Annotated in this window: 19 protein-coding genes; 7 read left to right on the top strand and 12 right to left on the bottom strand. The window is 60.8% G+C overall.

The genetic code is table 11. The features are described from left to right. Window positions 1-120 precede the first annotated feature (120 nt). Together AC1DWG_RS25485 and AC1DWG_RS25490 are read right to left on the bottom strand one after the other, a co-directional pair. A complete protein-coding gene (locus AC1DWG_RS25485; protein ID WP_477762287.1) occupies window positions 121-1,203 on the bottom strand; it encodes a sterol desaturase family protein in 1,083 nt (360 codons plus the stop codon). Between the two features lie 77 nt (window positions 1,204-1,280). After that, on the bottom strand, window positions 1,281-1,943 hold the full coding sequence (locus AC1DWG_RS25490; protein ID WP_477753294.1) for a hypothetical protein: 663 nt from the start codon (window positions 1,941-1,943) through the stop codon (window positions 1,281-1,283). A 151-nt stretch (window positions 1,944-2,094) separates the two neighbouring features. On the opposite strand from AC1DWG_RS25490, the gene AC1DWG_RS25495 reads away from it, so the two are divergent. From AC1DWG_RS25495 to cls, 4 genes are all read left to right on the top strand, one after another. After that, a complete protein-coding gene (locus tag AC1DWG_RS25495) occupies window positions 2,095-2,466 on the top strand; it encodes a DUF3302 domain-containing protein (RefSeq protein ID WP_477762288.1) in 372 nt (123 codons plus the stop codon). Between the two features lie 3 nt (window positions 2,467-2,469). After that, entirely contained in the window at window positions 2,470-3,429 is a 960-nt protein-coding gene (locus AC1DWG_RS25500) for an HlyD family secretion protein (RefSeq protein WP_477759950.1), read from the top strand. A 215-nt stretch (window positions 3,430-3,644) separates the two neighbouring features. Further along, window positions 3,645-4,043, top strand: coding sequence for a YfeK family protein (locus tag AC1DWG_RS25505; RefSeq protein WP_477762289.1), 399 nt, complete (start codon window positions 3,645-3,647; stop codon window positions 4,041-4,043). A 538-nt stretch (window positions 4,044-4,581) separates the two neighbouring features. After that, entirely contained in the window at window positions 4,582-5,877 is a 1,296-nt protein-coding gene (cls, locus tag AC1DWG_RS25510) for a cardiolipin synthase (RefSeq protein WP_477788492.1), read from the top strand. Window positions 5,878-5,971: 94 nt separating this feature from the next. Here cls and AC1DWG_RS25515 read toward each other — a convergent pair whose 3' ends face one another. From AC1DWG_RS25515 to AC1DWG_RS25560, 10 genes are all read right to left on the bottom strand, one after another. After that, entirely contained in the window at window positions 5,972-6,232 is a 261-nt protein-coding gene (locus AC1DWG_RS25515; protein ID WP_477762291.1) for an aldehyde dehydrogenase family protein, read from the bottom strand. 31 nt (window positions 6,233-6,263) lie between these two features. Continuing rightward, entirely contained in the window at window positions 6,264-7,772 is a 1,509-nt protein-coding gene (locus tag AC1DWG_RS25520; protein ID WP_477762292.1) for an aldehyde dehydrogenase family protein, read from the bottom strand. Beyond that, window positions 7,753-8,826, bottom strand: coding sequence for an aminoglycoside phosphotransferase family protein (locus tag AC1DWG_RS25525; protein WP_477788493.1), 1,074 nt, complete (start codon window positions 8,824-8,826; stop codon window positions 7,753-7,755). The genes AC1DWG_RS25520 and AC1DWG_RS25525 overlap by 20 nt, the downstream gene beginning before the upstream one ends. 5 nt (window positions 8,827-8,831) lie before the next feature. Beyond that, on the bottom strand, window positions 8,832-9,176 hold the full coding sequence (locus AC1DWG_RS25530) for a cupin domain-containing protein (RefSeq protein WP_477762294.1): 345 nt from the start codon (window positions 9,174-9,176) through the stop codon (window positions 8,832-8,834). A gap of 118 nt (window positions 9,177-9,294) precedes the next feature. Continuing rightward, window positions 9,295-9,663 (bottom strand): cupin domain-containing protein, encoded by a 369-nt coding sequence (locus AC1DWG_RS25535; protein WP_008049636.1) that lies wholly within the window; start codon window positions 9,661-9,663, stop codon window positions 9,295-9,297. Next, window positions 9,656-10,939, bottom strand: a complete 1,284-nt coding sequence (locus AC1DWG_RS25540; RefSeq protein WP_477788494.1) for a nucleotide disphospho-sugar-binding domain-containing protein — start codon at window positions 10,937-10,939, stop codon at window positions 9,656-9,658. The genes AC1DWG_RS25535 and AC1DWG_RS25540 overlap by 8 nt, the downstream gene beginning before the upstream one ends. Before the next feature lie 32 nt (window positions 10,940-10,971). After that, window positions 10,972-12,051, bottom strand: coding sequence for an ABC transporter ATP-binding protein (locus tag AC1DWG_RS25545; RefSeq protein ID WP_477762297.1), 1,080 nt, complete (start codon window positions 12,049-12,051; stop codon window positions 10,972-10,974). After that, window positions 12,044-12,850 carry an ABC transporter permease gene (locus AC1DWG_RS25550; RefSeq protein ID WP_477788495.1) on the bottom strand — a complete coding sequence of 269 codons (807 nt, stop codon included), beginning with the start codon at window positions 12,848-12,850 and terminating at the stop codon, window positions 12,044-12,046. Before AC1DWG_RS25550 ends, AC1DWG_RS25545 begins: the two co-directional genes overlap by 8 nt. Continuing rightward, window positions 12,847-13,707 carry an ABC transporter permease gene (locus AC1DWG_RS25555; protein WP_007987087.1) on the bottom strand — a complete coding sequence of 287 codons (861 nt, stop codon included), beginning with the start codon at window positions 13,705-13,707 and terminating at the stop codon, window positions 12,847-12,849. Before AC1DWG_RS25555 ends, AC1DWG_RS25550 begins: the two co-directional genes overlap by 4 nt. A gap of 82 nt (window positions 13,708-13,789) precedes the next feature. Next, a complete protein-coding gene (locus AC1DWG_RS25560) occupies window positions 13,790-14,845 on the bottom strand; it encodes a polyamine ABC transporter substrate-binding protein (protein WP_477788496.1) in 1,056 nt (351 codons plus the stop codon). Window positions 14,846-15,180: 335 nt separating this feature from the next. Between AC1DWG_RS25560 and AC1DWG_RS25565 the strand changes: the two genes are divergently transcribed. The 3 genes from AC1DWG_RS25565 to AC1DWG_RS25575 all read left to right on the top strand — a co-directional run bounded on the left by AC1DWG_RS25565 (window position 15,181) and on the right by AC1DWG_RS25575 (window position 18,957). Next, on the top strand, window positions 15,181-16,113 hold the full coding sequence (locus AC1DWG_RS25565) for a GntR family transcriptional regulator (protein WP_477788497.1): 933 nt from the start codon (window positions 15,181-15,183) through the stop codon (window positions 16,111-16,113). A 100-nt stretch (window positions 16,114-16,213) separates the two neighbouring features. Next, window positions 16,214-17,488: a nucleotide disphospho-sugar-binding domain-containing protein gene (locus tag AC1DWG_RS25570; protein WP_477788498.1), complete on the top strand. Its 1,275-nt coding sequence runs from the start codon at window positions 16,214-16,216 to the stop codon at window positions 17,486-17,488. Window positions 17,489-17,559: 71 nt separating this feature from the next. After that, a complete protein-coding gene (locus AC1DWG_RS25575; protein WP_477788499.1) occupies window positions 17,560-18,957 on the top strand; it encodes an NAD(P)/FAD-dependent oxidoreductase in 1,398 nt (465 codons plus the stop codon). Window positions 18,958-18,960: the final 3 nt, after the last annotated feature.

The raw sequence follows: 18,960 nt of genomic DNA on the forward strand, positions 1-18,960 counted from the left end.
ATACCGATCAGGATGGTCAACAGCAGAAAACCGCCGAGAAAAATCGTCATCTTGGCCATGCGGCCTCCCACACTATGAATTGGCGGTACAGGAGGCGCCGAGCGCTGCCGTACCGGAAATTTATTGTGGGCTGGTGGCTGTATCCGTTACAGAGGCAGATTGCGCTGAAAAATACGGATCAGATCCGTTTTCAGGCCGTGCTTTCGCGCGTTTCCCATAGAAAAGTTTGCGCGCGATGTCCACAAACGGCGTGACGATCAAACCGTGCAGCGTCAGGTAACGCTCGTGATCCTGCTCACCGGTGCCGTATTGAATGGCCTCGGGTGTGGACCGGGTGACGTACAGCGTGCCGAACATCCAGTCCCACAATGACAAATTGATGCCGAAGTTCTTGTTGAAGTGTCTCGGTGCATCGCTGTGATGAATCTGGTGTTGCGCCGGGCTGCTCAGCACCCGCTCAAACACCGGCCCGAAGGAAAACCAGACATGGCTGTGGCGCAGGTTGGCCGCCAGGCTATTGAAGATAAAAACCATGTAGGTCACGCCAAACAGCGTATAGCGGCTGATCTCCCCGCCGCAGGCGTACCAGAAGACACCGGCAAAGGCGCCGACGCAGATGATGTCCGTGAGCTTTTCGACCACTTCTTCCAGAAAGTGCACGCGGCTGGCCGTCGCCGGCACCAGCACGGGCGCCGAATGATGGACTTTGTGGAACGCCCACAGGTACCGCGAATGAAAAGCGCGGTGGCCCCAGTAATGGCTGAAATCCTTGACCAGAAATACGCCCAGCCCATAAAGCAGGGTCAGCGCCAGGTGTTCCTCCACTTGCGTGCGCGCGCCCCACAGGTGGGTGAAGAACGCGATGTAGTCCGCTGAACGCAAGACATACGGATCGACCAGGCCGACGATGGGCAACACCAGGGCAACCTTGAGGATGGCGAGTACGAAGTAATAGCGGTAGTCGAGCAGCGCCGAGCGGTGCAGGTAAACCCGACGGCCGCCGATGAACTGGCCGAACGAGCGTGCGTCGGTCAAGCCCCGGGATTTGCGCCAGCGGAACAGGCAATAAGCGGCGCCGTAAGACATGCAGAGAAAGGATAGACCGAGTCGACCGTTGACGTCGAAAATGCCCAGGAACTGCCGGGTGACCGGCTCGATCACCCACTGGAATAAATGAAAATGGATTGCGGCAAGAACATCCATACCAGGCTGCCCGACGTAAATGGAAGGGCAATAGTAAATGAGAATGAGTCTTTAGTGTGTTGAATTATGCCCAGTTGTCAGCCACCCAACGCAATGATTGCAAGGATCAGCACGCCCCCCGTGGCAGCCATGATCACCCCACCCTGCCATTGCGTGGCGCCAGCGTATCTGGCGAGCATCCAGCCGGCGATGAACAGCACCACGAGGCCGATCAGGTTGGACAGGCGGATGGCGAGTGCCGTCTGATCGAGCAGTATGAACGGCACCACCAGTGGAAATGTCGAGCACACGACCAACAGGAAAACACCGAGCGCACCCTTGAAGTCGTTCCAGCCCAGGCCCGCCCTGGTCGGCAAGGGGGGCTGCTCGAGCAGTCGACGGCGCAACAACTCCAGGCCCTCGCTGCCGGCCGCCACCGCCAATTGCAATGGCAACACTTGCGCAATGAGTGCCTGACCGGCCGCGGCGTCCGTGCCATTGCGCAGGGCGAGGTACAGCTTGATCCTGCGCGTGCGCTCGACCAGTGCGCGCAACAGGTACATGACTGCATCGGCCAGTCCCCAGGCGAGATTGCAACCGAGTGCGGCAATCATCATCGAGCGCTCGGCTGCCTGGTCTGCCGTGGCCACGCTGATGGTGCCGGTGAACGTCATGGCCATCAGCAGGCCGAAGATCACCTCGGTAATGCGCTCGACAGGGTCAAGTACAGGCGCCCTTTCGAATTGACCTTGGGTTTGCATGAATTCACCTCGCCCGGGGGTACCTGCACGATATCGGTCAACGCTTCGCCCAGGCAGCGGGTGCTCAAGCTGGATATCCGCGTCCCCGTCAAGTGTAGATTGAACGGCTACACTCATGCGCACACGTCACCTGTTTCAAGAGGAGTGATTCATGCTTGATTACTTCGCGCTGGGCCTGCTGATCTTTGTCGGGCTCATCTTGTTCTACGGGGTCATCCTGCTCCACGACATCCCCTATGAAATTGCCGTCCACCGCAACCACCCTCACCAGGATGCGATCCACGCCACCGGCTGGGTCAGCCTGTTCACCCTGCATGCGCTCTGGCCATTCCTGTGGATCTGGGCGATGGCCTATCGAGAGGACCGGGGCTGGGGTTTCAGTGACGGACACTCACCCAAAAGCCATGTGGTTCACCTCGAACAACAGGTCGCCGAACTGCAAGGGCGGATCGAGCGCCTCGAAGCGGCGACGGGCACGACACAGAGCAGGCTGCCAACGGACAATCTCGGCGAGGGCATTTGAGCCATGGATCTCTTACTCATTCTGACGTATGCCGCTCTCTGCGTAGCCATCTTCAAGATCTTCCGCATTCCCCTGAACAAATGGACGGTGCCCACGGCGGTGCTGGGCGGGATCGTGATCATCGGCGCGCTGATTTTCACGATGAACTACAACCACCCCTACTCCGAGGTGGCGCGTTCCTATTTCGTATCGGTTCCGGTAATACCCGTGGTCAGCGGCCAGGTGATCGACGTGCCGGTGAAGACCAACCAGCCCCTGGAAAAAGGCGATGTGCTGTTTCGCATCGATCCCGCGCCTTTCGAATACCGGCTGAAATCCCTCAAGGCACAACTGGTTGCCGCCCAGGCTGATCGCGCCCGGATCACCGAGCTGATCAAGCGTAATTTCGGCACCCAACGGGAATTGGATGCGGTGGTCGCTCGCAGTGATGACCTGAAGGCACAACTGGACAGCGCGCAGTACGAACTCGACAACACCACGGTCCGTGCGCCGAGCAAAGGCTTCGTCACTCACGTTTCGTTGCGTCCGGGCATGATGGCCACCAAGTTGCCACTGCGCCCGTCGATGGTCTTCATTCCCGCCGAAGGGCATTACTTCGCGGCGTGGATGCGCCAGAACAGCCTGTTGCGCCTGACCGAGGGCGACGAGGCCGAAGTCGCTTTCGACGGCATTCCCGGAAAGGTTTTCGAAGGCAAGGTCAAAACCGTGGTTTCGGTCATCGCCGAAGGCCAGGTCCAACCTTCGGGCACGCTGCTCGGCTTCACCGGTTCACCACCGGCCGGCCGGGTCCCGGTGGTCATTGAAATCACCGATCCCGACTATGCCCAGTACGCCGACCAGATGCCCGGCGGCGCCTACGGCCAGGCGGCGCTGTACAGCCAGCATTTCCATCACATCGCGATGATGCGCAAGATCCTTCTGCGCATGGCCGCGTGGATGAACTACATCTTTCCGTTCCACTGATCGGGTAGCGACGGCAACTGGCTCAATCCTTGAATTGGGTCAGTTGCCGGTTCAGCGGACCGAACTGATCGCGTTCATGACTGGCATTGGACCGCTGCTTTTCCAGTCATCCCATTTTCCCTGCATCAAGCGGCTAGAGGCGTGTTAGTGGTTGTGCTCGATGGTATCTGTTGGAGATAGCTCCATTCATTTCACTTTCAGGACGAGAATCAATCATGCGGATGTGGATGGGGGGCACGGCGCGGCCCATCAGCCAATTGATGATGGCAGCGGGTATTAGCCTTATCGCAATCGTCACTAATGGGCAGGTTCAAGCCACACCTCAAGCCTCTCAAGAGATAAAGGGCTTGCTGGACTTTGTCGAACACAGTGAGTGTCAGTTTGTGCGCAACGGGAGCGAATACCCAGGTCCCCGCGCTCGGGCGCATCTGGAGAAGAAGCTGAACTATCTCGAAGGCAAGAACATGGTGAACAGCGCAGAAGACTTCATCGATCTTGCTGCCACTAAAAGCAGTATGAATGGCCGCGCCTATGAGGTGCGATGTTCAGAAGGCGTAGAGCCGGCAAGCACCTGGTTGAAGAGGGAACTACAGAGGCAACGGCAACTTCATTGATTTTGTCTCAAGCCCAATAACAGTCAGGATGGCGTTGGGCTTTTTTACTTACATAATGTGAAGCACCCGGTGAAAAAACGCGTTGCTTGCCTTGTGGGGGCTTCATATCGGATTTAGCCAGTGCATTCTTGTCTCGCAGGTAGTCGATAAGGCTCCCACGGAACTCAAGGGTAGGGCCTTCGGCATTTTAAGTCTTGTCAGTGGTATATGCATGTTGATCGTCAGCGTCCTTACGGGCTGGTTCCTTTGCGAAGATCCAGAATTTCAATCTCGGACGCGTACTTTTCTGCCATGAAAAACAAGACCGAGTTTTTCAACACAATCTGTCAAAAGCACTCTCTGGCGACGAACCCGGCCCTAACGCCGTAGTCAAAACAAGTGTTGGCGTCGCGACTCGCTATCACCGGCCTCACAAAGAGGGGGTCTAATGAATCTACTAGCCACATGTAAGGGTGCATGTATTCCTCTGGTTCTGTGCGTGGCTGTGCTCCTGGCATTTGTGGTTTCCTGCAGTACATTGCCGAGGATAGTGCCCGATATGGCTCGCGCGCCCTCTGTGCCAGTGCAGCTCGACGGGATACACGGACCTCTGTCAGCCGAGCGCAGCAAGGCCATTCTCGAGCGACTCAAGTCCACCGGCGCAGAGACCGACATCTTCGACGTGCACCTCGCAATCGAAGAGTCCATCGTCGGCAGCCCGTTAACGGAAGGAAACAAGGTCGACTTGCTGCAGGACGGCCCCACCACCTACCAGTCGATGATCAAAGCCGTTGAAGCAGCGCGCGACCACATCAACATGGAGACCTACATCCTCGACGATGATGAAGTCGGCCAGCGCTTCGCCACCGCGCTGATCGCTCGGCAACAGAAAGGCGTACAGGTCAATCTGATCCGTGACAGCGTCGGAACCCTTGGAACACCATCAGCGTTTTTCTCTCAATTGACCGAAGCGGGCGTCAAGGTGCTGGAGTACAACCCAGTCAATCCGATGACGGCCAAAGCGGGCTGGGACGTGAACCAGCGCGACCACCGAAAGCTGCTGATAGTGGACGGCCGTATTGCCTTTCTCGGCGGGATCAACATCAGCAGCGTCTATTCGGGGGGCTCGTTCAACTCTCACTCGAAGATTCGCCCAAATGGTGATTTGCCCTGGCGCGATACCGACTTGCGCATCGAGGGGCCTGTGGTCGCGGAACTCCAGAAGCTGTTCATAGGAACCTGGACTACCCAGAAAGGCGAACCGCTCGCGGCTCGCCACTACTTTCCGCCACCTGAGCGCAAAGGCACCGAGGTGGTGCGGGCCATCGGAAGCTCACCAAATGAGCCGTTCAGCCTGATCTATGCCACGCTGATTTCGGCGCTGCGTAGCGCGCAGTCTGAGATATGGCTGACTAACGCCTACTTTGTTCCCGACCCGCAGTTACTGGCGGCACTCAAGGAGGCTGCAGCACGTGGAGTCGACGTCAAGCTGGTGCTGCCCAGCAGCACCGATTCGTGGCTGGTTTTCAATGCTGGACGCGCCTACTACAGCGAGCTGCTGAAAGCCAACGTCAAGCTTTACGAACGCAACGACGCGCTACTCCACGTCAAAACAGCAGTAATCGATGGCGTGTGGTCGAGTGTCGGCTCCACCAACCTCGACTGGCGTAGCTTCCTGCACAACGATGAAGTCAACGTTGTTGTGCTGGGCACCGGGTTTGGAAAAAAAATGCAGGCGGCATTCCTGGCTGATCTGGCCAGGTCGAGCGAAATCAAGCTGGAAAAGTGGCAGCACCGCTCGCTCGGTGTGAGAGCCAAGGAGCAGATGGCGCGACTTTGGGAGTACTGGCTATGAGTTGATTGGCGTGTCACTGGGATGCGCTGTTCTGCACCCTGATTGGTATGTCGCTAACCCAAGCCCAAGAAGCAACGTAAGCTTTGAAAACTCGCTACGTCGCTTGAGTGTGCGCTGCCGGTGAAGGCGATCTTGTCGACCTGCGGGTGTTCGGCCAACGTGGCCAGTCACCCTCGTCAAACGCCCTGCGCGCGGCCGCCACGGCCAGATCGATGTCCTCTGCAGTTGCCGAGGCAACCCGCGCCAGCACCGACTCGTCACTCGGATCGAGCGTGTCGAAAACACCGCACTGAACCGGGGCGATCCATTCGCCGCCGTTGCAGAAATTGATGTCCAGCTCCTGCGGGCTGGTCACTCATCACCATCCTCCTGTGTGCATCCCGGGTTCAGGCCGGATCGCGATAGAACACGTCGTCGGCGTACGGATACCACCAGTCCTGAATCTTCGGCTGGTGGTCGATGATGACCATTTTCGAGCGGCGGAACGCTTCCAGCCCCTGACGCCCGAGTTCACGCCCCAGACCCGACATCTTCCAGCCACCGAACGGCAGCGCATCGTTGTCGATCAGCGGATTGTTGACCCAGACCATCCCCGCTTCCAGACGCTCGGCAGCCTCCATGGCTTCGGCCAGGTCCGTGGAAAACAGCGAGGCGCCAAGGCCGAACGGCGAGTCGTTGGCCAACCGCACCGCCTCGTCGAAATCGCTGACCCGGCAGATCGCCGCCACCGGGCCAAAGCACTCTTCCTGCAGAATCGCCATGTCGCCGGTCACCCCGGTGAGAATGGTCGGCTCATAGAACCAGCCCACCGCGTGCTGCGGCGGAATCCGTCCGCCACAGACCACTTTCGCGCCCTTGGCCACGGCGTCATCGACCAGGCGCATGACTTTATTGCGCGCCGCCTCGCTGACCATCGGCCCGATCTCCGAGCGTTCCAGGCCATGGCCAATACGCAAGGCACGGGTACGCTCGGCGAACTGCGCGACAAACTCGTCATGGATTTCATCGACGACGTAGAAGCGTTCCGCCGAGGTGCAGATTTGCCCGCTCAAGTGGAACGCCGCCGTCACCGCCCCCGCCGCTGCCACTTCCAGCGGCGCATGCCTGGAGATGATCAGCGGATCGCTGCCACCGGCCTCGATCACGCAAGGCTTCATCCGTTCGGCGCAGGCCACGGCGACCGCTTTGCCTGCCGTCACACTGCCGGTGAACGCCACCGCGTGGGTCTGCGCCGACTGCACCAGCAACTGTGCGGTCGCTGCATCGCCCGGCAAGCAAGACACCAACCCCGGCAACAACGCGGTGAAATGCTCCATGAACTTGAGGGTGCACAGGGTCGTGGCTTCCGCCGGCTTGATGATGCAGGCATTGCCCGCCGCCAAAGACGCGGCGACCGTCCAGCACATCAGCAGGATCGGAAAGTTGAACGGCATGATGTGCACGCTGACGCCATAGGGTTCATAACGCACATGCTGGAAGGAACCGATCTGCGTGGTGCCGGCGACCTTGCCGGCATCGTCCCGGGCCATTTCCGCGTAGTAGCGAAAGATCGGCGCGCAGTTGGCCAACTCGCCCATGGCTTCGGGAAACGGCTTGCCCATTTCCAGGGTCATCAGGCGCGCGACTTCACGGTTGCAGGCCACGTTCTGTTCGATGGCGTTGGCCAGTTGATGCAGGCGCGCGGCGCGGCTTTTCGCGTCGACCAGGCGCCATTGGCGCTGCGCGGCCGTGGCGGCATCGGTGGCGGCTTGCACATCGGCTTCGCCACACACGCCGACTTGCCCGACCGGTTGCAGGGTCGCCGGGTCGAGCACCTCGCGCACACGACCTGCGGTCAGCGGCAGGAACTCGGGGTTGATGAAACGCAATGCAGTGTCAGTGTTGAACGTGGCCATGGGATGATCCTTGAACCAATCGATAAGGGGTTTCGCGCAACGTCGCCAGGGTCTCGGCGGGCAGTTCTTCACGCCAGCCCGGCACCTGCCGGTCGAGCCACTGGCGCAGCGGCGCAAAGGCCTCGGCGCCCAGGGCGCGGACAAACAAACCCAGGGTGCGCGGCAAGTGCGCCAGGTAACCGTGCTTGCCGTCACGGCCGGCCAGGCGCACGAAAATTCCCAGCACCTTGGCGTGACGCTGGGCGGCCAGACGCCGGTAGTCTTCGAGAAAACGCAGCGCATCCAGCTCCGGGCGCTGCAACAGGTAATGGGTGATCAGTGCCTCGCGCAACGCCTCGGGCACATCGCGCCGGGCGTCTTCGAGCAGTGACATCAGGTCATAGGCCGCCGCCCCGACCAAGGCGTCCTGAAAATCCAGCAAGCCACAGGCCGCGACACCTTCACGGCCTTGCAGCAGCATCAGGTTGTCGACGTGAAAGTCGCGCAGCACCAAGGCTTCGCGACACTGTGCAACGTCGCGGCAGGCCTCGGCGAACAGCGCCAGATACTCATCGCGCAAGGCCTGTGCCGCCTCTTTGCCAATCAACAACGGCACATACCAGTCGATAAACAGCGCGTACTCGTCCGCCAGTCGATGCTCGTCGTATGGCGCCAGTTCCGTGGCTGGCGTTGCGCGATGCAACGCCACCAGCGTATCGACCGCCAAGTGATACAACGCCGACTCCGAATGCCCGGCCAGCAGCAGGCGGGTGTAGGTGTCGTGACCGAAATCCTCGATCAACGCCAGCCCCGTCGCCTCGTCCACTTGCAGCAAGGCCGGCGCGGACAGGCCCAGCCCCTGCAACTGCCGGGCGATCCGCACGAACGGGCCGATGGGCTCACTGTCGGGCGGCGAATCCATCAGCAACAGGCCGGCACCGTCCAGACGGAAATAACGCCGGGGCGAAGCATCCGCCGGCAAGGCGACCAGCAAGGTCCCGGCGTAACCGGCGCGAGCCAGAAAGGCGGCGCGCTGGTCCTCACGGGTTGGCAATGACGCCAGTGCATCTGTCATGGCAATCACCGGATCATGTAGACCTTTTTGATGGTCTCGTGGACGGTGCACACACCCTTCCAGTCCTTGCCGAAGAAAGCGGCGGTGTCCGGCTTGATCTCGACCACTTCGCCGGACTCGTGGACGTAAGTGCAGCGACCTTCGAGAAAGTGGCAGAACTCGTCGCTGGTCACATGGCAAAACCACTTGCCCGGGGTGCAGATCCAGATGCCGCATTCGGACTGGCCTTCGGGGCCTTTGTGCAGCACCACGCCGGAGACACGGGATTCACCTTCAAGCATGGTCGGGATCACGCCCCAATCCTTGACGTCAGTGATGCTCAGCGGGTCGTACAGAAACGGGGTTGTCATTCTTTTTCTCCAATAAATAGTCAGTATCCAACCTGTAGGAGCCGGCTTGCCGGCGAAGACCCACGAACAGTCGACACAGATGTCGCCCGGCGCACCGCATTCGCCAGCAATTGCTGGCTCAGGCGAGCATGTAAACGTTGCGCAGGGTTTCCCGGACGTGGCATTCGCCAGTCCAGCCGGCCGGGAACAGCACCAGGGTGTTGGGGCGCACTTCGATCACTTCACCGTTGTCGTTGCGGTACGTGGCGTGACCCGCGATGAAGTGGCACAACTCGTCCCGGGGAATCGACAGCCGCCAGCGTCCGGGAGTACACACCCACAATCCGGTTTCCGGGCTGTTGTTCGGGCCCTTGAACAACAAGCGGCCGCTGGAATGCGAGACGCCTTCGACGGCGTCGCTCTGCACGCCCCAGTCCACCAGGTCGGTGCGGCTGCTGACGGCTTCGAGGTACGGCGTGATACCCGCCGTGGTGGATGAATCAGGCATGGTTAAGCACCTTGTCGAGAATCGCGGCCGCGTCTTGCGGCCCCTTGCGAGATTGCATTTGCGCGCTGGTGCGCTGCAGGCGTTGGCGCATCGCCCCGTCGTTGAGGCACGCGTGGAGTTTTTCCGCGAGCTGCTCTTCGCTCCACTCATAGCGGTCGAGCTTGAAGCCGTGGCCGCTTTCTTCGGCGCGCATGGCGTTGTCGTGGCCGTCCCAGACGTAGGACATGACGATCGCCGGTTTGCCGAAGAACAGGCACTCGGTGAAGCTGTTGTTGCCGCCGTGGTGGATCACCGCATCGACCTGGGCAATCACCGACGGCTGCGGGAACCAGTTGGAAATCTGCACGTTGTCCGGCAGGTCCGGGTACTCATCCAGGTGTTCGCCGACGTTGAACAGTGCCCGATACGGCAGCTTGCCCACCGCATCGATCAGGCGCTTGAGCAACTCGACATCGCCGGAACCGAGGCTGCCGAAGCTGGCGTACAGCAGCGGCTTGTCGTTGTGGGCGCGGAACGGCGGAATCTCGTACGGCGTGTCGTGGCGCACGCAACCTTGCAGGTAATGGAAACGCTCGGCCGGCAACGGATGGCGGCGGTCGAACTTGACCGCATCCGGGTACAACAACAGGTTCATGTACGGTGAGGCTTCAAAGAAGGTGCCCAGCGGATAGGGCTGCTCGCCATGGGCCTGCAGAAACTGGTTGAAGTCCTCGTGAATCGGCCCGACCACTTCCTCGAAACGCTGGCGGAATTGCGCATGGCCCGCCTTGTCGTCGATGCTCATGCCCGACAGGTGCGGCGGGATATCCGGGTCTTCGATCTCGTTTTCCGAGCAGGAAATGATCCGCACCCACGGCTTGCCGTATTGCTTGATCGCCGGGAACAGGATCACGTTGTCGACGCAGATCAGGTCAGGCTTGACCTTGTCCAGCACCGCCGGCAGGTCCTTTTGCGCCCACTTGGCGGTTTCGACGATGGCCGCCCAGCATTCCTTGACGTAGTTGTCGATCTGGCCCAGCGGAGACTTGCGGAAATTCGGTATGTGGCCGTTGATGAAGTCCACCCAGTAGCGGGCCATCTCTTCGGCCGGCATCGGCGCCGACATGTTGACCATGTGCTCTTCAAAACCATAACCGGCGTACACACCGCTCATGCCCGGGTCGGTGAGGAACACCGCTTTATGACCCAGGGCTTCACACGCCTGGGCGATACCGACTGAGTTCAGCGCCGGGCCGTAGGCGGCTTCGGGGAAGAATGCGATCACTTTCTGTTTCATCGAGTGCTGCTCCTGCCTGGTCTTTTTATTGTTCAGCGCGTCAATACGCGGGCATGCCGGGCCTGCCAGCCCAGCCGGATGGTCGTGTCGATTGCAAAATGGGCGAATTCGAACTGTGAAGACGGCACGCGCACGATCAGCGGTTTGTCGCTGAGGGGGGTCTGCACGTGCAGGTTGGTGTCGAGGCCGTGGTAGGCGACTTCGACGATCTTGCCGCTGACCTGATTGGCGCAATCGCCGCCCTGCTCCGTCAGCACTTGCAGGCGTTCGGGGCGCACCACCACGGCGACGGATTGGCCGGTCACCAGCGGCGCGTCGGTTTCGACGCTCAGCTCCTGGCCATTGACCCGCACCGAGTGCTGGCCCGAGCGCACGCCTTCGAGCAAGTTACTGACGCCGATGAAGTTGGCGACAAAACGGCTGTTGGGGTTTTCGTAGAGTTCGGCCGGGCTGCCGCACTGGCAGACCTTGCCGCCGTCGAGCACCGCCATGCGGTCGGACATCACCAGCGCTTCTTCCTGGTCGTGGGTGACGATGATGAACGTGATGCCACTCTCGTGTTGCAGGCGCTTGAGTTCCAGCTGCATCTTTTCCCGCAGCTTCTTGTCGAGGGCGCCCAAGGGCTCGTCGAGCAGCAACACCCGAGGACGCTTGACCAGTGCCCGGGCCAATGCCACTCGCTGGCGCTGGCCGCCGGAAAGCTGATCGGGCTTGCGCTCGGCCAGTTCGCCGAGCTGCGCGGTGCCCAGCACTTCATCGACCCGACGACGGATTTCGCTTTCCGGCAGGCGCTCCATTTCCAGGCCGTAGGCAATGTTCTTGCGCACGGTCATGTTGGGAAACAGCGCGTAGGACTGGAACATCAGGTTCAGCGGACGCTTGTTGGCCGGCAGCGGCGAGATGTCATTGCCGTCCAGGTAGATGCAGCCACCGCTGGGGGTCTCGAAACCGGCGAGCATGCGCAGCAGCGTAGTCTTGCCGCAGCCGGACGGCCCCAGCAGCGCGAAGAACTCGTTCTCGCGGATGCTCAGCGACACCTCGTTGACCGCCAGGCCGTTGCCATAAGACTTGCTGACCTTATCCAGGATCAATACTGCAGATGAATTATTCATGGGTGCGAGGAGCCTTGTTGAGACGCTGCGAAGCCAGCAGCGCGGTGATGCTGACCAGCATCACCAGCGTCGCCAGAGCGTTGATTTCCGGGGTGACGCCGAAGCGGATCATGGCGTAGATCTGCATGGGCAAGGTGGTGGACGCCTGGCCGGAACCGGAGTTGAAAAAGGCGATGATGAATTCGTCCACCGACAGGGTGAACGACAGCAAACCGCCCGCCAGCACGCCGGGAAAGATCACCGGCAACAGCACTCGACGGAACGTGGTGAACCAGCTCGCGCCGAGATCGATCGAGGCTTCGAGAATCGAATAGTCGAAGTGCTTGAGCCGCGTGCGCACCACCGCGCAGACGAAGGCGATGTTGAACACCGCGTGGCTGATGATGATCGAGTGCAGCCCCAGGCCGACCTTGAGCAGGTTGAAAAAACTCAACAGCGCAATCGCCAGCACGATGTCGGGAATGATCATCGGCGCCATCAGCAAGGTGTCGACCACTTGGCCTTTGTGGTTGTCCTTGCAGCGCAACTCGATGCCCAGCGCCAGGAATGTGCCAAGCACGCAGGCAATGAAGGTCGCCGACAACGCAACGATCAGGGTGTTGAGCGCCGCCGACAGAATTGCTGTGTTGTGCGCCAGTGCCGCGTACCACTTCAGCGATACGCCGCCCCAGGCGGTGGGCAATCCGGACTTGTTGAACGACAGCAGGATCAACACCAGGATCGGTATATAAAGGAAGGCGTACACCAGACCCAGGTGCGAACCCAGCACGGTGCCGCTGACAGAACGAGACTGACTCATGAACGCGCCCCTTCTGCACGACGGGCCACCAGTGCCTGGATGAACAACAGGATCAACATGATCGCGATCAGAAAGAAGCTCAGCGCCGCGCCAAACGGCCAGTCCCGCGCCGTGAGGAATTGCGAATAGATCAGGTTGCCGACCATCTGCACCTGCTTGCCGCCCAGCAGGTCGGCAGTGATGAAGTTGCCGATGCTCAGCACGAAGACAAACACCGCGCCCGCCGCGATACCCGGCACGCTCAGCGGCAGGATGATCCGGCGAAAGGTCATCCAGCCCGAGGCGCCGAGGTCTTTCGAGGCGTCCCACAGTTCGTTGTTGATCCGCGACAGCGATGAGAAAATCGCCAGGATCACAAAGGGGATGTAGTTGTAGACCAGCCCCAGCACCACGGACGATTCGGTGTACAGCAGGCTGATGGGTTCGCCGCTGTAACCGAACACTTGCAGCAGGCGGTTGATCAGGCCTTCGCGGTTGAGCAGGACGATCCAGGCGTAAGTACGGATCAGGTAATTGCTCCAGAACGGCAGCATCACCAGAAACAGATACACCGCCTGACGCCGCCGTGGCGCGCGGGCAATCGCATAGGCCGCCGGGTAGCCGATCAACACCGCAAACACCGTGGCCAGCCCGGCGATCTTCGCCGACTTGAGCAGGATGCCGAGGTACAGCGGATCGAACGCGCGCTGGTAGTTTTCCCAGGTGAACAACCAGTCGATGCCGCCATACGCGCCGCGTTCGACAAAGCTGTAGACCAGCACCAGCAGGCACGGAATCACCAGGAACATCAGCAGCCAGCCGAAGCCGGGCGCAAGAAGCCAGGCCGACAGACGCCTGTCAGCATGCAAAGCACTCATTACCCATATCCTCCCGCCTCAGGGCAGAGGCGGCTTGCGAGCGTGGCGAGGCGTGCCGGGCATGCCTCGGGTCGACGTGGCGTTAGTTCTGCGCCGCCATGATTTCGGTGACGGCGCGGGTGTAGGCCTTTTGCGTGGTGCCGCCCAGGTCGCGCAATTGCTCCATTTTCAGCAGCTCGGCGGGGGCGATGGTCAGGTTGGGGTATTGCTTGAGCAAGTCAGCGGACAACCCGGCCATGGCCGCCTGGTTGGGGACTTTGTAGAGGATGTTTTCAGCGACCCAGGCGTGGTTGTCCTTGGCCAGCATGAAGTTGATGAACTTGAAGGCTTCGTCCTGGTGCCTGGAATTCTTGAGCACCACCATGGTGTCCACCCACAGGTCGGAACCTTCCTTGGGCACCACGAACCTGATCGCCGCGTTGGCCTGGGTGCCGTAGTTGCACCAGCCGTCCCAGGCGTGGGCCATCAGCGATTCGCCGGAGGCCAGCTTGGAATAGAAGGTGGTGTCGTCGAAGGAGAGAATGCGTTTTTTGGTGGCGATCAGTTGATCGCGAACAGCGGCGATTTGCGCGGGGTCACTGTCGTTGACCGACCAGCCCTTGGCGAGGAAACCGGCACCGAGCATCCAGCGGTCGGTGGCGAGCATCGTCACCTTGCCCTTGAGGGCATCGCTCGGATTGAGCAGCTCGTTCCAGCTCTGCGGCGCCGGCGTCACCTTGTCTGCGCGATAGCAGATGCCTGTGGTGCCCCATGTGTAAGGCACGGAGAACTGGTTGCCCTGGTCATATTCCAGGTGAGTGGCTTCGGGGTAGAGGTTTTTCAGGTTGGGGACCTTGACCGGATCGATGTCCGCCAGCAGCCCCTGTTTGTGCAGGACTTCGGCGAAAGGCGAGGAGACGAACACCACGTCATACCCCTCACCACCGGACGCCATCAGCTTGCCCATGATTTCTTCGTTGGTGGCGTGCAGCGCCTTGTCGACGTCCACACCGCTGGCAGCCTTGAACTTCTCCAGCGCATCCGGAGCCATGTAGCCGTCCCAGATGGAAATCACCATGTCTTTCGCACTTGCAGCCTGTGAAGCGATCGCCAGGGAAACGGCCAACCCCACGCACAGAAGATCATTCAGCTTGCTCATAAATACTCACCCGACGATTGTTTATTGTTGTGTTCGAAGGCAGTACGGCAAAACGAGAAACGATTACTTGTGTTTTTTTTTAGAAATTAGGACCAGTATCAAAAGATGTCAACGCCTTTTTCCGATTCTTCACCCAAAGCCCTGCAGGAGCTGCCGCAGGCTGCGATCTTTTGATCTTGCTTTCAAAAATCAACGTCAAAAGATCGCAGCCTGCGGCAGCTCCTACGGAGGAAAGCGCATGACCACAGCATTGGGTATGGACAACCTGACCATTGAGCGGCGCATGGCATAAGATGAGCACCTGATTCGCCAGCGACCGAACCGAGACAAGACGCTTGAGCACAACAGCCGAGAAAAAACCCCGCACCAATCACCTGGAACTCGCCCGGCGAATTCTGGAGCACACTCAGGAAAGCGGCCTGATGGCCGGCGACCCGGTGGCCGAACAGGCCCTGGCCCGGACCTTCCAGGTCTCGCGCACGCTGATTCGCGGCGCACTGAAAGTGCTGCTGGAAGAAAACCTGCTCAGCCATGAAGCCGGCAAGGGCTACCGATTGCTGGCCTTGCCGTCGGGCCAGGCCTTCAACGCCGCCCTGCCGCAAGCCGAGGAAGAAGAACTGGCCGCCTCGGTACTGCGCGACCGCATGGCCGGGCGCCTGGGCGACAGCATCAGCATCAGCGAACTGATGCGCCGCTACGACATCGGCCGGCCAGCGGCACAAAAGGCCCTGCAGCAATTGAGCGAAAGCCAGGCCATCGAGCGCGGCCCCGGCCAGTCCTGGCTGTTTCGTCCGTCGCTGAACAGCCTCGCCGCTCTGGAAGAAAGCCTGAAGTTCCGCCTGATTCTCGAGCCCGAAGCCTTGCTCAGCCCGAGCTTCAATGCCGACCCGCAACGCCTGGCGCTGTTGCGTAGCGCCACGCAAAGCCTGCTCTCAAGCCCGGTGGAAGATTTCGATATCCAGCAGTTTCGCGAACTGGACATCAGCTTCCACGAACTGCTGGCCCAAAGCTGCGGCAACCGCTTCATCAGCGACGCCCTGCTCCAGCACCAGGGTCTGCGGCGCCTGCCGAACCTGCTGCCATCGGTGAGCGTGCACCGCCTGCAGGAGGCGCTGCGCGAACACCTGCAGATCATCGCGCAGATCGAGCGCGGGCAGATGGAGATCGCCGCCGACCTGCTGCGCCTGCACCTGCGCCTGAGCGCCGCGCAACGCCCGCAAACCGCCAACCGTGGCATCCCGCAAAGTCATCTGTTCGGGCGTCGCTAATCATCATGTAAAAACATGATGATTTTTTTTTGAAAATAAGACAGCATCCAAAACACCTTCAGGAGCGGCGGGGCTGACCCGCCATGGACAGTCCCTCGCCATGCAAAAACAAAAACTGATCGCCCTGTTTCCGGAAGCCAGTTTCGGCGCGGCCCTGAACTGCATTGGTATCGCCCAGTCGCTGCGCGAACTGGGCGCCAGGCCGGTGTTCATCTGCCATGAACATTTCCAGGGGTTGTTCGCCGAATACGGTTTCGATGAATACCCGATTCCGCAAGCGAGCCCGTTGTCGGCGGCGGAACACCAGCACTACTGGGAGCGCTTCATCGAGCGCAGCATTCCCTACTTCGACCAGACCCCGCTGGCGCAGATCGACAGCTACGTGGCGCCGGCCTGGGAAGCCATCATCGACACCGCCATCGAAGCGGAAAAACCCTTGCAGCAGTTGCTCGGCCGCCTCAAGCCCGACGTGATCGTGCTCGACAACGTGGTGATGTTCCCGGCCATTGCCAACGCCGGTTGCCCGTGGGTGCGGATGGTGTCCTGCGCTGAAACCGAGCTGCCGGATGTGGCCGTCCCGCCGTACCTGTCCGGATGCCTGGCCAGTGACACGAAGGCCTGCGAGCGTTACTCCGAGCATTACCTCAAAGCCGTCGCACCGGCCCATGAACGCTTTTCGCAGTTTCTCCTGAGCAACAATACGGCGCCGTGTCCTGCAGGGCAGTTCCTCACTGACTCGCCATGGCTGAACCTGCTGCTGTCGCCGACGCCAGTGCGCTATGAACGCCAGCAACCGCTCGATCCGCAGCGCTACGTCTACCTCGACGGCTGCGTACGACGGGAAGCGCCGTACATCGTCCCGGACTTTCCACGGCACAACGACGCGCCGCTGATCTACCTCAGCTTCGGCAGCCTCGGCGCGGCCGACACCGGGATGATGAAGCGCCTGATCAACACTATCGAAACCTTGCCGTACCGTTTCCTGGTCAACGTCGGTGCCTACCGCGACATGTACACCACCGTGCCGGACAACGTGTACCTCGACAGCTGGTTTGCCCAGCCGGCGGTGCTCAAGGAATGCGATGTGTTCATCCACCACGGCGGCAACAACAGCTTCTGCGAGGCGCTGTATTTCGGCTTGCCGTCGCTGATCATTCCGTATTGCTGGGACGGCCACGACAATGCCGCCCGCGCCGAGGAAGTCGGTGTCGGCCGCTATCTGCCGCGCTTTGCCGATCCCCTGGCCGCCCTGCCCGCCGCCCTCGAACAGCTGCTGGCGGATAAACCGATGAAACAACGCCTCATAGCGTTCAGCGAACGCATGCAGGCGACCCGCGGCACCGACATTGCCGCGCGCGCCATTCTTGATCTCTAGCCAAAACAACAAAAACCCGTCGGGCAACCGAACGCAATCGTCGCTGCCCGACACACCGCCGGAGTTTCAGCATGAATGCCCCACCGCGTCTCGATTCCCTCGACCATGTCCTGCCCCATCCCTTTTGGCAGGACACTGTCACCCCACCGCCCGCTGCACCTTCCGTCACCGGCACGGTGCAATGCGACCTGGCAGTGGTCGGTGGTGGATTTACTGGATTGTGGACGGCGTTACTGGCGCGCCAGCGCAACCCCGGGCTGAGCATCGCGATCATCGAGGCGCGACGCTGCGGCGGCGAGGCCAGCGGGCGCAATGGCGGTTTCTGCGCACCGAGCATTTCCCATGGGGTGTCCAACGCGCTCAAGCGCTGGCCGGATGAAGCACAGCAACTGATCCGCCTCGGCCGGCAGAACCTTGATGAACTGGCCGCCGACCTGCAACGCTTTGGCATGCACGTCGAGTTCGAACGCCAGGGCAAACTCAACGTCGCCAGCCAACCGTGGCAGATCGACGGGTTGCGCTCGATGCAGCGCAACTATGCGCAGTTCGGTATTGACTGCCAGTGGCTGGAAGGTAGCGATCTGGCACAGAAACTCGACTCCCCGGCGTATGCGGCGGGCCTGTTCGAGCCCAATTACGCCCTGCTCAACCCGGCGAAAATGGCCACCGAACTGCGCCGCGTCTGCCTTGAACAAGGGACTCAACTGTTCGAAAACAGCCCGGTCCTGCAACTGGATGCCCGCAACGACAGCCTGCGCCTGCGCACTGCCGACGGCGAAGTCAGCGCCGGGCAAATCGCCCTCGCCACCAACATAGCCCCACCACTGCTCGGCCATCTGGCATCCAGCGTAATCCCGGTCTACGACTACAGCCTGGTCAGCGAACCCTTGAGCGATGCGCAGCTGCAAGCCATCGGCTGGACCGGCCGCTACGGCATCGCCGACGCCGGCAACCGGTTCCACTACCTGCGCAAGACCGCTGACAACCGCATTCTCTGGGCCGGCTTTGATGCCATCTACCATTTCGGCGGACGCCGCGACGAGGCACTGACCCAGCGCCCGCAAAGCTTCCAGCGCCTCGCCGAACAATTCCAACAGACCTTCCCGGCCATGGGCGATGTGCGTTTCAGCCATGCCTGGGGCGGCATCATCGACACCTCCGCACGCACCACGATGTTCACCGGTTGCGAGCACCAGGGCCGCGTCGCCTATGCCTTGGGCTTCACCGGGCAAGGGGTGTCCGCCAGCCGCTTTGCCGCACTGAACATGCTCGACCTGCTGGCCGGCAAGCGCACCGAACGCACCGAGCTGCTGATGACCTCCAAGGCGCCATTCCGCTTTCCGCCCGAACCCTTGCGTTACGTCGGGGTGAAACTGGCCCAACGCTCACTAGCGCGCGAAGACCGCGACGGTCACCGCGACTGGCTGCTCAAGTCCTTCGATGCCTTTGGCATCGGCTTCGATTCCTGATCC

It is taken from the genome of Pseudomonas sp. P4_B3 (assembly GCF_056402295.1).